Here is a 15,872-nt window from a genome sequence, read left to right as displayed (position 1 = left end):
ACTTCCTCTCCTCCATAGTATTATATTAATTCAATTACCATTTTACTATAAATAAGGATAAATTCGATAATATCTTTTAGGCATAACTCTGTTAAATTCAATAATATATATTAAAAGTAATAACTAAGCCCCTTACCTAAAAAGGTTTGGGGCATTTGTATTCTTCAACTATTTACAATTATAGACATTAATAATACATAGCAATATGAAATTTATCAGAAGGTTTACCAAAGAATATGCAATTTACACTTTCTTGTGCGTATCCAGGTATTTTAATCGTTAATTCTTTATATGAATCTGAATATTGATAAAAAATATCTTTAGTTTTATTACTCTCTGTTTTATTTATAAAAGGGAAATACTGAAATCTATCTCTATTGATATACGGATCACAACCAGATTTAAGTCCAATTTGTACTATATTTGAGAATGTATTTCCAGCATTAAATCATCGTTTTATGTAACATTATTCTTCACCATATTCAATCTGATCAACTGGCATATCAATAACATCTAATTGCTTCTTACTACTATCGCCTAACTCTATGACAAAGTTTGTTTCAGATGTTGTTTCTAATCTATCTACAAATAACCCCATAGACTTCCCAAGATATTCTCCTGCTTTCATTCGTTGATCCAATTTATTATCAGGATTAATCATAACTTGAGTATAGAATTGGAGTATCTCTGTTGCACTCGCTATATGAGTAAGATTATGTTCTTTTATTTCGGCTTGTCGTCTCTCAATTTCATTACGTATTTTAGTCATTTTCAACAGCTCACTAGCACGTACAGCACTACTTTTTTCATTGTCATTTTCATAGGCTAACATGTACGCTTTAGTCCCGTTATTCCCGTTAAATAGGAAGTTTTCAACGAATTGTTTCTGACGTTTATTCAAGCTAATTTTATCTTTTCTCACCTTTTTGGGAGTATTACTATTATTACTATCTAAATTACTCACTTTATATCACCTCACACTTAAGCAAATTCACCTCATTTACATTGAGAATACTGACTTTTCATGCTCTAAATTTATATTCAAACTTAATATTATTTTAAACGTTAATCATTTTCTAAATTTAATCTTACTAATTTAGGCATAACAAAAAGCCACACCAATTAGATGTGACTCCAGTTATATTAATCGTTAAGCTTATACATTGCTTCAATACTACGTAATTGTTCCTGACTAATCTCATATTCCGCTTTCAAGAACGCAACAATTAATTCAAGTTGATTGATTGTGATTGATTCTTTATTTTGCAAGAAAACTTTAATTAAATCAGTTACTTCCATTAATTTTGATTTTCCTGCTACTGATTCTAAATTTCTAATTGCTTCAGCTAACCAAGTTTTAAATTCTAGAGAATCTACTTCATCAATTTTATTATCTTTAAATTGGTTATAAAAAACTAACCCTTTGTCTATTAATCTTTTATCCATTTCATTACACCTCCTCCCTCCATACACTTAATCATAGTGCAGAAAGGAAGCAAATGTCATTAATACAAATTTTAGAATGTTGGTGTTTTTACCTACGAATCAACATTTATTTGACAAATTAATGTCTAATTAAATCGTTTGTAATTTTGAATGATGTAATTACCATATTTTTCACCAAATAGTGAATGAACTAACTCAACTGTATTTTTGTATTGGTATAGCTCATTTTCATATTGGTCTGCAATTTCTCCAAATTGTTCAATTAAAACATCTAACACATCATGTTCAAAAGTTTTCTTACTGTCCTCGTCAGTCTCTTCAACAATTTTACCAATTTCCACTGCTGCATCTAAAATTCTCACCATATTTTCAAACAGTTCACTATACTTTTTATTCATTATTTATTCCCCTTTAAGTTTTCTAATTTTAGATTCAATTTATCTAAATGCATATGTATTTGTCTCATGTCCTCGTCATATTGATAGAAGAATCTTTTTGACAGCCCTTCGTATAAATTGTCAACTATCCCTTTAACACAGCCATAAATAATCATTTCTAACTTTTCTTCGCTTATGATTATTACTTTTTCGTCATATCTACTCATTTCAATCCTCTCCCTTTTATAATTTAATTTATCCTCGGCTTTGCGTAGCAAAACGACAAAGTTAGAAACGCTTTATCTCTAACTTTGCAATCTTTTATTATTAAACTTACACTCTCAACTATTCAAAAGACTGTTGCCATGCGAATACAGTAGTTTCGCCTGTCAATGTTCAGCGTAGAACGCTTCACAGAATTTAACTTTTTTATTGACTTAACTCTATAATTTAACTATACTTAGAATATACATAGTGCAAGAGTCTTTTTTGTTGCAGTTTAACAGTGAAATCATATATTACGATATTTATGTAAAAGTGCAACATTTTATCATTTCAATTTAGTGATTTTTATATATCTTTTTCCTCTAAGTTCACCTTTAGATTCTACTTTAGGTTTACTCACCGCATATGGTAAATCTAAATCTTCTCGCAAAATAGTTTCTAAAGTGGAAGGTTTCAACTTTTTAGTTCTACAATCTACATTCTTACTTATTGTTAATAACTCTTTAACAATTAAATCGCTCAACTTTTGTTGTTCATCTGAAAACAATTTCTTATCAACAATACCATCTAAATACTCACTCAGTTTCATCACTTCTTCTTGGTTATGTACATCTTCAATTAATTTATATGTTTCAAAACCTTTCCATAAATCAATCCATTTTAACTGTTCTAATATGTATGAATACTTATCTTCATATAAATCATTAACCATATCAATTGCATTAGCTCTATCTTTATATAATCTAGCATGACCTGTACTATTAATTTTCCACTTTCCATCATCTAAATAGAATATATCTTTATATACTTTATCGTAATTCCTATTAAATCTAGTTTCAAATTCTTCATAGCTGTTATTATATAAATCAATTTGCTCAATCTTTTTTTCATATGATTTCAAGTGACAGTCCCAAGTATTAATATATGTCATTGGTATGTACAACTGAATTTCTCTAGCATTAGTTATATCTACTCTTAGCCTACCTATTTCCTGTATAAAAGTTGTTTCATCAAAAGAATTAATAACTAAATATTTTACTTGATCATCCCAAATATTAATACCATTATCAAAAACTTTTGTGCAAATAAGTACCTTTTCTTTAAACTTTTCATCTTCAATTGGATCTTTTCTTGACTCAGAATGAACAAATACTGTATCTATTCCAGATTTCAATAATTCCTTTTCCATTTCCTCGCCACGTATTTTAGAAGCTACGAATATTAACCATTTGTCATCTGATTCTTTATCATTCTTAACCATCTGCAAAATATCTTTATGTTTTTTAAAGTATTTTACATTCAAATATGAATAATCTCGATCAGTATCATATGTATAAGATTTCCCACTGTATACACCTTTTTTAATTGGCTTCTCCATTTCTTGCATAGTTGCACTGACAAATAATCTAATTGAATTGGGATAATCTTCTCTTATTAATTTTTCAAAAACTAAATCAGTGCGAGAATTAAACCCGCTATCGGAAATCATCATGTGACACTCATCTGAAACTATGTATTTAAATCCTGATAAATCAACATTTTTCTTTAATGAAAGTAACTCACCAATGGACTGATATGACACAACTTTTACATTGTTAATCCATTTTATTTTTGCTAGTTCTTGATAGTTGATTTTGCCATTTTTAAGCTTAGGAATTTTTTCCTTATCATACTTATTAAATAGATTAATTTTGGTATCTCTACTTAGTTTCTTGCGGTTACATAGATATAACATTTTCTCATCTTTTTGCATACTGTCTAACACATCATTGAGTACGAATGTTGTTTTACCAGTTCCCACTTGTGACTTAATGATAACCACATCACCATTTTCCCATTTAGTGAGATGTTCATTTCCAATTATTTCAGAAATGTATTTTATATTCAATTTTTTCATTAGCATATTCCTTTCATATAATTGTTTGATATAAATTTAAATACAAACTGTCTGCACTCATTGTGCTATTTCAGCGGCAATACGTGCTTCTTTTATTGGTTTATATTCAATCAAAGCTTGTGACAATTCATCTGTTACTTTAAATAAGGTAAACATCTGATTGGTATTAGGCGTAATTGCCTTAGTAATGTAACGGATACCCTTAGATTGTAAAAACTTGCTTAAATGTCCTGAGTAACAAAAATAAAATTCTTTATTCATATATAATTCTCCATTCTATGTATACTTTTATATATCCGAACATGGTTATTCACCATAATTTTCTATGTATGATTTATACTTAGCCCATGTCACTCCATTTGCTGGAAATGGTGCTTTTCCAGTTTCTAAAAAACTGAGATAAGTTTGTGAAATTTCAATTGCTTCACTTATTTGTTTTTGGCTAATGTTTTTACGTTTCCGTTTGATAATCAAATATTCGAGTTCAGTTATATCATTATTCAATTTAATCTTTCCTTTCATCATAGTTTTATATTTATATTCAAAAAAATTAATTGTAAAATATTATTAAAAAAAGTTTGGCAGAATAGTCGAGGAATAACTATCCTGCCTTTTTGTTTTACGGTATACAGCTGTTCCACGAGCCACATTTAGTAAATACAAAAAAATAAATTTAAAAATTAGGAGGATCAACAATATTGATGGCACAACACTGCTGATGTTTTGCTAACAAATAAAAATATGTCAACAAAGAATTGAAGGATGATTTGTATCATTATCAACAAATAATAATAACAAAAACATTCAAAAAGGTGGTGTATGTAACTGTATTTGATAAAGAGTGATATCTACTTCGACTTTGACAAGCATTGCCGTTCGAAAGCGCACTCCTTACCATATAGCTACCAATTTGATAACCCTCTAAAGTACCGATTTTTCTACATTTTAAGGTCATAAATTTAACATTTTTGGGGAAAATAAATTAATTTTCGCTATTTTTTATTAAATCAAGAAACTTTTCAGGATCTTTTTGATAAAGTACATTTAATATCTGTGTAGCTATTCCTCTCATCTTGTTATATCTGTAAATCATATCTAAGTTTTTATCTATTTCATCATTATTATTTACCTTAGATGTTTTTTTCTTCTTATTGACTATTTTAGTTGCATCTAATATTTTTTGTACCTCAACAAAAAGTTGTCTCATTGTAGATGTTTTAATAGTTTTTTTATTAATCTTATTGTTTATTTTCTCATTAGCTATAATTAAAGCTTGATTCTTTTCTTCATCAACTTTGTCTTTATCCTCAATTGCATTAGCATGAATTTCTTTAATTTGATTACTGTATTCTTCAACTGCATTGATAATATCCACAACTTGTTTATGATCATATGTTTGTTTCTTTTCTTCTTCTGTTAATTCACGAACACAATCTAATAAGCTAACTGAATGTGTATACTTTGCATCCTCTACTTTGCTAATATGCGAACTAAGCAAATCCATAGGGCAATTGTAAAAGTCTGGTTTTTTAGGCTTACTATTTGTTACACATCCCCAAAACTTCGGCTTATTACGTGCATACAGCTTCAATTTACCTTTTGCATTGTATTCAAGCTTTTTAACGCATGGATTCTTTCTGATTTGACTTAAAGCTGAATCAACATCTACATCAATTTTCTTTTTAGAGTAGTCGATGGAAACGTTTGACAAAACTACTAAAATTGATAAATTACCTAAAATTTCCTTGATGTCATCTGCTTTGTTCTTATTGTCATTTTGTATATAGTTATGATCCTGTTTTAAATCCCAGAGTACAGAAACATAATATTGTGCCAAATTTGTTATAGAGCCTGTCCATTTCTGAGATAAAGCTATGTCCCCATCTATTTTAGCTATATTAGCGTTATTTAATTGAACTGGTTTAGGTTTACTAGTAATCTTATTCAAAATTACAGGATAGTTTCCTTTTTCAAGTGTTTTATCAATAGTCTTATTAAAGTAAATATCTTCGATTAAGAGTAGTGAATCTCCGTCCTGATCCATGCCATTTAATCTGCATAGAATCTCACTATCAATCGCATTGATTACAATAATATTGTCTGTTGTATTTATGTATTTTTTTATTAAACTATTATCTATGTTCTCTACTTTATAAAAGTTGTGCATTGCATTATGCGGGTTTCTTAATACTGTATATTCTTTATCAAAGCTGTATTTTGTTGAATATACTTGATTAGGCTTCTCAAAAGTACGAGATTCAACCGTTTTAAAATCATCTACAGCACTAAACAACATTTCAACTGGATTGGCTACCACTGTACAGTATCCTGCTTTGATTCTGATTTTCCCACCTTTTACATATTTCTTATATTTACTTATCTCACTTTTTCTATAATTTTTAAAAAGTGTAGTTTCAGCAATTTCAGGATTCTTTTTGCACATATCAGCAAACATTTGATAAGAATTAGCAACCTGTGCATTTTTCTCTAAGTATTCAATATATGTATTATTGTTTTCAACATCTTTTAATGATTTTATGTATTCTACTTCAAATTTAGATAATTCTTCGATATCTCTTTGATTACAAAATAACGTGTTAATCATCTGATACGATGTAAATTGTCTATCCCCGTACTTTCCACCTTTATCAAATTTCACAATTCCCATTAGACAATCATCTTCTCTTACTTTGTCGCACCAATTTTTATATGCTAACGCTCGTTCATCTTTACTCTTTCCTGCATACTTTAAAAACTTTAATGATGATGGGGTGCTAATCAGTAACACGTCTTTGGCTAGTATTTCGTTCCCAAAGCAATCCTTCAACTTCCAAGTTTCGATATCTTTACCATGTTGTTTTGCGTAATCACATATAAAATCTTGGATGTTACTCGAAAAGCTAGCACATTTGAAAAAATGCGATCTTAACTGGGCGAAACCTTTATCTCCTTTACCAATAGATTCTAACAATGACTTATCGATTAATGCTTGGCCATCCCAGATATTATTCTCAATCGTTGCTTTTTCGTTATGTACTGGCTTTAAATCGTTTCCTACTTCAATTGCATTTGTCTCGAATACACTATATTGATCATCTACTATAAGTATGTTTTTCGGATCAATATTAATTGTTTCAACTATCGAGCTGGAGACCAAGCTTGTATATGCTAAAAGTGATGCGATATCGTATTCTTTATCATCTTCAAATTTTAATCCCATTAATGACCAATTCATCATTTCATCATACAATTTTTCTTGTATCCATAATGCTTGTAAATTTTTAGACTTGGAGCTAGTCCTTTTATAGAATTTGTATTTTTCACCTTTAAAATAAAATCCTTTGGTGTATAAATGTAACCTTAATTCATCTGATTTCATTTCACTATAGATCGTGTTATCTTTATCAGATTTAATTTGTTGTATTTTCTTTTTTAAATTATCAATTTTAAACTCTAGCTGCTTAACTGATTTCTCCATTTTATCAATGGCTCGTTTGTTACACGATACTTTTATATTTTTATCCAATGATGACTTTTCTTTAATTAAACCTTCCAATTGTTTATCGAGTCGAGGAATTAATTTATCATAACTCCTTACATATGAAGGAATTACTTTATTTTTACTGATTTTATTTTTAAACTTTATATTGATAATGGCATCAGATTCATATCGACTTGACACTTTTCGTTCTTTAAACTTCTTATTTAATCTAAGTCTGATCAATTCAAGTGAATATGGAATCATGCCCACATAGTCCACTTTTATATCTAATCCTCTAACAGACATGTCATACAATTGCTCCGCTTCAATACTTGGGATATAAACTTGTTTTTTATTGTTTTTTGTCATTCAATTTCCTCCAATTTTTTATAATATTAATTTAAGATATTTACGATTTATTGACGCTGTAAGTGTATCTAATGAGCAATAATAACAGGAATACTCACAGATACACTTAGAACGCCTTATATGTACTACTGATAATTCATAAAGCTATGATATGTGTTATTTGATAAGCATTTCTAATGGCATAAAATCAAATTCTATATTTCTAAAGGAAAGTAATTCATTGTATAGTTGCTCTGATTGCTTGTACTGTTCCTTATATAGTTTCGTATGCCCTTTTGCATAACTATTCATCAATTCAATCACAGATTGTAAAAAGTTATCTAACCATTCATTAAATGAATTTAATCTAACTAATACCTGATTTTTATTGTGCTTATATTCAAAAAGTAATTCCGATTTATTTTCAATAGATGTTAAAATTTCTGATTCTTGATTCTCAATTTTTTCTTGTTCTAAAACATAAAATCTTTTGAATTCTTCCGATTCACATTCCCAGATTGATTCGTAATAATCTAATCTATTTAGATATTTAGTAAACTCACAATCTATAAATGTTGAATCTTCAACTTCTAATTCATTAGGATCGCAAAACAGTATTTCTAACTCCTCTTCAAATGTCATTTCTTTCTTAAATTCCGATTTTTTTAACTTTGTCATATTTATGTATTCTCCATTTCGTATAATTTTTTATATGCAGTGAGCGTTGTATTCTCGCCCCCTTGTTTTGTTCAAAATATCTTATATGTACTACTGTGATTAAATAAAACTATGATATGTGTATAATTAACAAGCTGAGTATTGAGCATCTAATCGTACCTTTTCACCATTTGTTAATTTCAAAACAATTGGTACATTTAAGTATTTTGCAAATTTATTTTTTGCTACCATGTGTGCCCATTTCATTCCTTTGATATCTTTAATGTGAATAACCGTTCCAGACTCAGTAACAAGGTTTAATATGTAAAGTTCCCCACCATCATGAACAATTTGAATATGATTGATTTGAGTGTTTTTGCTATTATTTTGGGCGATAGTTTTAATTTCTGCTTGTTGCTTCATTCTTTCTAATTCCAATGCTAATTTATAACTCGCTCTCAAATTATCAGCCATCATGACAGGTCTACCATTTTCCAAATTTGAAATTCTTGAAGTAGAAGTATTGAGTATTCGTCCCATTTTATTTAATGAGATTCCTAATTCAAGTCGTTCATTTTTTAAAGCTTGTCCAATTTCTAACCATTCTTTCTTATTGACAAGTTTAAATCGATCTTTACGTTGTTTGTTTTCATCATCTGCTGTAGAAATGTCCCCAAGTTCTGCACGTTCAGATTCTGTTAGTAAATCAATAGTTCCAGAACCAAAATCAATATCCTCGTCAATGTTTTGATCTGTAATTTCTTCAAAATCTTCATTGTAATATTGAAGCATCCAGTTAATAAAACTATCTAAATTGATTGGATCAAACCCAAAATTGATTAATGCTTCCTTTTTAATCTCGCTGTAGTCTTGATTTAATTTAATCTCATCTACTAGTTTTAAACCTTTTTCGTTGATTGTGTTGTTCATTTAAATCTCTCCAATTCTATAATTTAGTTTTGGGATAATGAGTCCCTTTTAGCAATTGATACTGATATATCAATTGCTATTGTGATCCATTAATAAAAATTAAATTTCATCAACCTATTTACACTTCAATTAAAGTAATGTATAATCTAGGTTATACACTACTTAATTAAATTGCACAGTTTAAAAAAGGTATAGTTCAATAAATAATGTTACCAGATTTTTAATAGTTTGTAAACTATTATTTTTGATGTTTTCATTTAATTTAAAATGTCAGAATATTCGATATACATAAGTACTATATTTGATTTCTTACTCAACTTATTTACTACACTATTTATTATATCCAAAGTCGCTCTCGAAAAGAAAATAAGAATTCAAATTTTTTACGAAAAACTTTCTTCATCCCACTCAATTTCTGTTGATAACACGTTAACTCTATAAACAACCCCCATTAGTGATTTAATATCAACTTTACCAATTTGCATGTTTTCATCATTCATTGCTATATTAGCTCCCCAGCTACCTTCAAATGAATTATTTTCACTCATTCTATAACTAACTACTAAAACTAATTCAAACCTATCTGATAAGCTGTAGAAATCATAATCAAGCACGTTTACAAGATGCGATTCATAACTTGTTGGGATAACTAATTCATCAAATTCAAGTAAATCTTGTTCCATTTCTAACCCTTTACTCATGCTATCTTTAGAGATTGATAGTGTTAGAGTTCCTAAAATTGAATGTTCAACTAATGCACCAACTGCATGTAATTCATTAATATTTACCATGTTTAATGCTTCGATTGTTTCCATTTAATAATTTCCTCATTTCTAATTTTTATAGTTGTTTAATAGTTAAATCTAATGCTTCAAGTGCATTACTGCTTACATATCGAATAGAATAATAGCCATTGTCATAATAGCATTCTAAGATGATACATGTTGTGATATTATCCGTATAATCATGATGACTGGCATAGATATAGATGAATTTAGAATCATCTACTTTAAGTTGTTTGATAGAAATTCTTTCAATTTTATCAAGTAACAATTTACTACGTAAGTCTGCAACAAATTTGATGGACGTTATCAGATGTAACGTTGTAAAGTTGAACTCACCATTGTCGAAATACTCGTTATTTGTTGCTGTAGTGTATTTAACTACTGTATCCATATATTTTCCACCTCCCACTAGATAAAAACGATTGTAGCTATCGCTAACATTGTTAAAATGAACCCATAAAATCCATAAAACCATGCAAAATCTGAAATGCTAATTTGATCTGACAGAAAGAAATATTGATTAATAGATTTGTAAAGTTTGATCATTTATTCAGCTCCTTTGTATTACTGATTTCGGTAATAAGTATTTATCTTTAATTACACTTTACAGTAATCTGAATTAGATGTCAACAAATAATTTCACTTATGTGTAATTTTTTATGCTACAATGAGAATATTAATGATAATAGGAGGTGAAGTGGATGCAAAGAATAAAATTAAAATTAGATGAGCATATAAAAAAATTGAATATACAACAAAAAGAGTTTGCTGAAATGTCTAAATTAAGACCTGCAACAATAAGTCAAATGGTCAATAACAAATATGATCGAATACAATTAGAACATTTGCTAAAAGTTATGCAAACTTTGGATTTAACTGATTTTAACGAAATATTGGAAATTGTAGATGAACGAGAAAAAGAGTAAGGATTTATTCCCTACTCTCTCTTTGTATTGAATATTTAACTATTCCTTATAATAATTTACGCAAGTTCTCTGCTACTTCATCCGCACTTAAATCCAAATATAAAGTCGTAACAGCTAAATTTGAATGTCCAAGCGCTTTTGATATTAATGCTACGGATGCGCCCTTTTTTAATAAATTCTTACTATACAATCGTCTAATAGCATGTGCATTAATATTTTTTAGCCCATATGTCTTTGAGTACTTGCTCAGTTGCTTTGAAATAGCATTCGTATGCGATTTTGAATGGTTAATCGATTCGCCATTTTGTGTAATAAAAATATTTGTGTTTTTTACATTAAAATGTTCTCTTATGATTTTATTTTGACGAATCAATATTTTAAGTAGATTACACAGTTCAGAATCTAATGGTAACTTGAGTAACTTATGATTTTTTATCACATTACCTTCTAAAATTAAAGTTGATGATTCGAAATCAATATTCTTTTCTTTTAATTCACCTAACGTTCGAATTCTGATTCCTGTTTTATACAAAACTAATATAGCAACTGTATCTCGGAATCCCACGAATGTATTTTTATTTAAAGCTTCAATTAACTTTTCAATATTTTCTTGCGATGCAGATTCTTTAATATGTTTATCTGTTTTAATTTTAATATTGCCCCAAAAATTTTCTTCAATCCAACCATTTTTAAGACACTTCGATAACATTGCTTTTATAGCCCTTAGCCTTGCCAATTTAGATGTATTTTTCATATTCATTGAATCAAGATAGTCATATATAGTATTAGCATTTATATCTTCTACATATATTATATTTTGACTGTTTACAAATTGATTGAATGTAAATCTGTAGTTATTAATGGTTGCCTCTCTATTCCCACTTGTCCTCATCTGTTTAAATATCATTTCCTGAGCTTTTGAAACCTTTAGCTTCGAATCATTACTACCTGTTGTAAATAAAGATGAATCTGCTTCAACTGAAAAGATGCCATGTTTCCGTGAATTCTTATACATAATTAAAGCCTCCGATACAAAAATTTTACGAAAGTTAATTGCATCAGAGTAAAATGGGGATATTACGATTTGTACAACTCCCTATCCTCAAAATAACATCACTAAACTTTGACGAAACACACATAGAAAGGATAAACTTTATATATATTTCCTTAAGTTGGTGGTATTTTTCCACATACTTAAGGACAAATTATATCCCCGATGAATAAGAAAAACGAAGGGAGTGTTACGAATGGTACAACCCCATTTGATTGTTTTAGATTTAGATGGTACTCTATTAACCGATGAAAAAGTGATTTCTGAGAAAACGAAGCGCACGTTATTAAAGGCAAAAGATGCAGGTCATGAAGTGATGATTGCAACTGGACGACCTTATCGTGCGAGTAAAATATATTATCATGAACTAGGTTTACATACACCAATTGTCAATTTCAATGGTGCTTTCGTCCATCATCCATTAGATCAAAATTGGCAAACTGTACACAGCCCAATCGAACTTAAAGTGGTTCAAGAGGTAGTAGAATCCTTAAATCGTGATCAGTTTGAAAACCTGGTTGCTGAAGTAATGGATGACGTATATGTCCAATACCATGATGAAAAATTACTCAATATTTTTAGTATGGGCGATCCTAGAGTTACAACAGGTGCCTTAAGAGATTATTTAAAAGACAATCCAACAAGTCTTCTAATCCAATCTAACGAAAAAAGTGTTCCTACTATTCGCAAATACTTAGCGGATACAAAAGCGGAACTCATTGATCATAGACGTTGGGGAGATCCTTTCCCAGTGATTGAAATTGTAAGACATGGTATGAACAAGGCTGTTGGTTTATCTCATGTTGCAAAAGATTTAGGCATTCCTCGTAATCGAATAATAGCATTTGGCGATGAGGATAATGATTTAGAAATGATCGATTACGCAGGTGTAGGTGTTGCCATGGGTAACGGAATCGGCCAACTGAAAAATATCGCAAATGAAATTACCAAAACAAATAATGAAGATGGAATTGCCGAAATATTAATCGATCGTCTTCATTTATAAGAAATATAGGGGGTTGAAAAATGAAGATCTATGCAGATAGCGCTTCTGATTTACCGAAATCGTTTTACGAACAAAACAATGTCATCATATTACCACTACGAGTTCAAATGAAAGGACAAGAATATGATGACGTAATTGGTGTTGACATGCAAGATGTGTACGATACGATCCGTGCAGGGGAAATGTTAAAAACATCACAAGTCTCACCAGAACTATTCTTAAAAGAGTTCACTGCACTTGCACAATCCGGTGAAGAAGGACTTTATATTGCTTTCTCATCTCAACTTTCAGGAACATATAATACAGCAGTTATGATGGCGGAACAAGTAAAAGAAAAATATCCTGACCTTAAATTAGTCATCATAGATTCTAAATGTGCTTCAATGGGATGTGGCTTACTTGTTAAAGAAGCAGTACGCCTTCGCGAAGAAGGAGTATCCTTCGAACAAATCGTTGATAAAATCCGTTTCAATGCTGAACATATGGAACACTTATTCACAGTAGGAGATCTAAACCACCTAGCAAAAGGCGGCCGTTTATCAAAAGCTAGTGCCTTTATCGGTAGCATATTAAGCATTAAACCCGTTCTTGATGTTGAAGACGGTAAATTAGTTCCTATCGAGAAATATCGTGGACGTAAGAAAGTTATAAACAGACTTATCGAGTTAATGGCTGAACGCGGTGATTCCCTTTCAGAACAAGTTATTGCTATTTCACATAGTGATGATTTAGAAGATGCCGAAGAGGTCAAATCACTAATCATTGAAAACTTCCATCCAAAAGCAGTTGAAATTCATCTAATAGGTTCAGTTATTGCTGCACATACTGGAACTGGAACGTTTGGTATCTATTTCTTAAATAAACTACCAAAAGAATAATAGTTGTCTCAATTTAAAACCCCCGATTTCAATTTTAATCGGGGTTTTTAGATTATATACTGTAATTTGTGGACAAACTAGGATAAATCTACCTTCTAAATATGACTTAAATTGCTGAGAGGGCGAATACAATTCCTTATGGAGCGAATAAAATCCATGTGGGAGCGAATATTCTCGGGTAAAGAGCGAATTATTCCTCACAGAGAGCGAATAAACCGTCCAAAATTTTATACCGCACAGCAAATTCTGATTCCAAAATATACACATCTCAAGTATTGCTATTTAAAAAAGGATATAAAAATCCCTTGATCTCACCGATGAAATCAAGGGATTTTTCGTTATGCATTTTTACGGTTACGGCCTCTTCTTAATATAGCTACTATAAAAGCGATGAATAGGACGTAAACTAATCCTAACGCAATCATATATGGAATATTGATACCTTTTTTATCTGTTACTTGATAAAGTTCTACGAGTTCACGTTCTAATACTAAATTATATTTACCATTGTCACTTTGATGTACAATATCACTTTCGAAAAGACCACGGAGCTCTTTGTTTTGCCCAACAACAGATGAATCTAATTGATATCTTTTCGTTTTATCTGTATTGTTGACCATCACTATCCATTTTTCATCATTAGAATAACGTTCATAAACCATGAGGCCATTTTTATTTTCTAATAATTTAAATTTACCAGTACGAAGCGTTTGTGATTTATTTCGAACTGATTGGAGATCCTCAAGGTAATCCATGATGTCTTCTTTCGTTCTGAAATCCATTGCTGCATGAGTTTCTGTAGGTTTAACACCATTTTGAGCAATTTCCGTACCGTAAGTGACGATTGGTACACCAGGCATTGTCATTAAAGCCCCTAATGCTACTTTGATGCGTGTTGGTGGAAACATATTTTCTTCAGCAGCTGCATGTGTAAAACGCGCACTATTTAAATCATCTATCATTAATGCTGTCGGTTTGTTTGTTTCACCGTTTACAAATGACTTGTACGGTTCTTCTACTTTAGATGAGTCTTCATCGACATTTTTAAAAATTGATTGATACGTGCCAATCGTTTGTGGATTGTAATCTATATCAAAATCTGCATCACTTGGTTCGTTTGAAATTACATAAAGTTCTTTATCTTGTTGTTTTAAAGCTTTAATCATTTTATTGATAAATGCTGTATCTACATTTTCTAACTGTGTTAATCTGATCCCATCTACTTTATATTTTGCTATAAAGTTAGTCGCAGCATCTATTAATGCTTGTTGCACATCTGGGTTATTTGTATTCCAATTAATGCGATGATTATTAGCCACCGTATACCAATCATTATGATTTTCTTCTAGTGCCCAGGCATGGTCTTTACTTACATTATTAATCGGGAAATCGACCATTGATTTAATATCATTTTTGTGTAAATTTTTAATTAGTGATTTTAATTCTTTGCTTGTACCAAAATGTCTTTCTACTTTGCTATAATCTACTACTGCACTTCCATCATATGTAGTGGATGAAAAAACAGATCCTAAAGAAATCATGGTAAAGCCCATACTTTTAATATGTTCTATTTTTGTATCAATACCAGCAAAATCACCGCCATGAAAGGCTTTTGAATCTTTTGCATTAATATTATAATCGTTTTCCACGCTTTTATTGAAAAAACGATCGACTAGTACATCATAGATACTTTCGTTCTCAATTTGATGTGTGCTTTCTTCGGCATGTGCAATTGTCGTTGTTCCAATTGTAGACGCTAACAATGCTGATGCCACAGCCGTACTTATCCATTTTGCTACGTTCACTCTGAAGTCCTCCTCTGCAGAACTGTCCAAAGTAATTTTAACAAACCAATTCGAAACTCT

At 30.1% G+C, this 15,872-nt stretch carries 18 protein-coding genes; 3 read left to right on the top strand and 15 right to left on the bottom strand.

Annotated features, from left to right (window positions below; all coding sequences use genetic code 11):
• Positions 1–466: 466 nt before the first annotated feature.
• The 13 genes from D1606_RS13355 to D1606_RS18790 form a co-directional block, all read right to left on the bottom strand.
• Positions 467–901 carry a terminase small subunit gene (locus D1606_RS13355; RefSeq protein ID WP_158582383.1) on the bottom strand — a complete coding sequence of 145 codons (435 nt, stop codon included), beginning with the start codon at positions 899–901 and terminating at the stop codon, positions 467–469.
• Between the two features lie 242 nt (positions 902–1,143).
• Positions 1,144–1,446: a hypothetical protein gene (locus D1606_RS13350; RefSeq protein WP_119416514.1), complete on the bottom strand. Its 303-nt coding sequence runs from the start codon at positions 1,444–1,446 to the stop codon at positions 1,144–1,146.
• A gap of 125 nt (positions 1,447–1,571) precedes the next feature.
• Positions 1,572–1,844, bottom strand: coding sequence for a hypothetical protein (locus D1606_RS13345; protein ID WP_119416513.1), 273 nt, complete (start codon positions 1,842–1,844; stop codon positions 1,572–1,574).
• Positions 1,844–2,050 (bottom strand): hypothetical protein, encoded by a 207-nt coding sequence (locus tag D1606_RS13340; protein ID WP_119416512.1) that lies wholly within the window; start codon positions 2,048–2,050, stop codon positions 1,844–1,846. Before D1606_RS13340 ends, D1606_RS13345 begins: the two co-directional genes overlap by 1 nt.
• Before the next feature lie 323 nt (positions 2,051–2,373).
• On the bottom strand, positions 2,374–3,945 hold the full coding sequence (locus D1606_RS13335) for a DEAD/DEAH box helicase (protein ID WP_158582382.1): 1,572 nt from the start codon (positions 3,943–3,945) through the stop codon (positions 2,374–2,376).
• Between the two features lie 57 nt (positions 3,946–4,002).
• A complete protein-coding gene (locus tag D1606_RS13330; RefSeq protein ID WP_119416510.1) occupies positions 4,003–4,206 on the bottom strand; it encodes a hypothetical protein in 204 nt (67 codons plus the stop codon).
• Positions 4,207–4,251: 45 nt separating this feature from the next.
• On the bottom strand, positions 4,252–4,449 hold the full coding sequence (locus tag D1606_RS13325) for a helix-turn-helix domain-containing protein (RefSeq protein ID WP_158582381.1): 198 nt from the start codon (positions 4,447–4,449) through the stop codon (positions 4,252–4,254).
• Positions 4,450–4,927: 478 nt separating this feature from the next.
• A complete protein-coding gene (locus tag D1606_RS13320; protein WP_119416508.1) occupies positions 4,928–7,795 on the bottom strand; it encodes a BAR domain-containing protein in 2,868 nt (955 codons plus the stop codon).
• Between the two features lie 156 nt (positions 7,796–7,951).
• Positions 7,952–8,452: a hypothetical protein gene (locus D1606_RS13315; RefSeq protein ID WP_119416507.1), complete on the bottom strand. Its 501-nt coding sequence runs from the start codon at positions 8,450–8,452 to the stop codon at positions 7,952–7,954.
• A 126-nt stretch (positions 8,453–8,578) separates the two neighbouring features.
• Entirely contained in the window at positions 8,579–9,361 is a 783-nt protein-coding gene (locus D1606_RS13310; RefSeq protein WP_119416506.1) for a helix-turn-helix domain-containing protein, read from the bottom strand.
• 383 nt (positions 9,362–9,744) lie between these two features.
• On the bottom strand, positions 9,745–10,176 hold the full coding sequence (locus D1606_RS13305; RefSeq protein WP_119416505.1) for a hypothetical protein: 432 nt from the start codon (positions 10,174–10,176) through the stop codon (positions 9,745–9,747).
• Between the two features lie 25 nt (positions 10,177–10,201).
• On the bottom strand, positions 10,202–10,537 hold the full coding sequence (locus D1606_RS13300) for a hypothetical protein (RefSeq protein ID WP_119416504.1): 336 nt from the start codon (positions 10,535–10,537) through the stop codon (positions 10,202–10,204).
• Between the two features lie 17 nt (positions 10,538–10,554).
• Positions 10,555–10,692, bottom strand: a complete 138-nt coding sequence (locus D1606_RS18790) for a hypothetical protein (RefSeq protein WP_158582380.1) — start codon at positions 10,690–10,692, stop codon at positions 10,555–10,557.
• A 155-nt stretch (positions 10,693–10,847) separates the two neighbouring features.
• On the opposite strand from D1606_RS18790, the gene D1606_RS13295 reads away from it, so the two are divergent.
• The gene (locus D1606_RS13295) at positions 10,848–11,072 is read left to right on the top strand and encodes a helix-turn-helix domain-containing protein (RefSeq protein WP_119416503.1); all 225 of its coding nucleotides are present in this window, start codon (positions 10,848–10,850) and stop codon (positions 11,070–11,072) included.
• A 46-nt stretch (positions 11,073–11,118) separates the two neighbouring features.
• Here the strand turns inward: D1606_RS13295 and D1606_RS13290 are convergent, their stop codons facing one another.
• Entirely contained in the window at positions 11,119–12,087 is a 969-nt protein-coding gene (locus tag D1606_RS13290; protein WP_119416502.1) for a tyrosine-type recombinase/integrase, read from the bottom strand.
• A 232-nt stretch (positions 12,088–12,319) separates the two neighbouring features.
• On the opposite strand from D1606_RS13290, the gene D1606_RS13285 reads away from it, so the two are divergent.
• Both D1606_RS13285 and D1606_RS13280 read left to right on the top strand, forming a co-directional pair.
• On the top strand, positions 12,320–13,129 hold the full coding sequence (locus tag D1606_RS13285) for a Cof-type HAD-IIB family hydrolase (RefSeq protein ID WP_119416501.1): 810 nt from the start codon (positions 12,320–12,322) through the stop codon (positions 13,127–13,129).
• Between the two features lie 20 nt (positions 13,130–13,149).
• Positions 13,150–14,007: a DegV family protein gene (locus D1606_RS13280; protein ID WP_119416500.1), complete on the top strand. Its 858-nt coding sequence runs from the start codon at positions 13,150–13,152 to the stop codon at positions 14,005–14,007.
• A gap of 338 nt (positions 14,008–14,345) precedes the next feature.
• Here D1606_RS13280 and D1606_RS13275 read toward each other — a convergent pair whose 3' ends face one another.
• Positions 14,346–15,812 (bottom strand): alpha-amylase family glycosyl hydrolase, encoded by a 1,467-nt coding sequence (locus D1606_RS13275; RefSeq protein WP_119416499.1) that lies wholly within the window; start codon positions 15,810–15,812, stop codon positions 14,346–14,348.
• Positions 15,813–15,872: the final 60 nt, after the last annotated feature.

The organism is Rummeliibacillus sp. POC4 (assembly GCF_003576525.1).
Lineage (GTDB): Bacteria > Bacillota > Bacilli > Bacillales_A > Planococcaceae > Rummeliibacillus.
This window is presented reverse-complemented; position numbering and strand designations above follow the sequence as displayed.